The sequence below is a fragment of the Salinimicrobium oceani genome (assembly GCF_012037645.1).
Genome location: NZ_JAAVJR010000331.1, coordinates 1 through 545 on the forward strand (window position 1 = coordinate 1; position 545 = coordinate 545).

1 protein-coding gene is annotated in these 545 nt (G+C 45.1%); it reads right to left on the bottom strand.

Annotated features, from left to right (window positions below; translation table 11 throughout):
- The coding region (locus HC175_RS17020; RefSeq protein WP_168139526.1) for a molybdopterin cofactor-binding domain-containing protein at positions 1 to 486 on the bottom strand (486 nt) is incomplete at its 3' end.
- Positions 487 to 545 lie beyond the last annotated feature (59 nt).

The following is a 545-nucleotide window of genomic DNA, read 5'->3' on the forward strand; positions in this document are numbered from 1 at the left end:
TTTTCGTTTGGTTTTTCCATAAATCTCTGAAGGTGTTCCTATATCTTCATTTATTTGCCTTCCTTCCAGTAATTCGTAAAGGTTCATTGTTTGGCCACCGCTACTTATTACCCCATCTTCCAAACTCAACTGTGACTGCGGAATTCCCCATTTTTTAGAAGCAAGGCTTAATAATTTTTCTCTCGCCGCGGCGGCTGCATTCCGAATGGACATAGCGCTGGTTTCTATAGATCGGCTCCCGGCAGTGTAGCCTTCGTTGGCGGTTACTCCCGTCTCTGCAAGGTTCACTTCCACCATATTAGGGCTCGTATTAAGTTCTTCAGCAGCTACCTGAGCGACCGCTATCCCTATGCCCTGGCCAAGTTCCATTTTTCCGGTAAGAACGAGAATACTTCCATCCTCCATAATCCGCAGCCATGCATTGATGCGATCAGGACGATTTGAATCGTCAGATTCTGCTACATTTTCACCGTCTGAATTGCTCATACAGGCAGTTCCCAACAGGGAAAAGCCTATGCTTACAAAACCTAATTGCTTGATAAAAT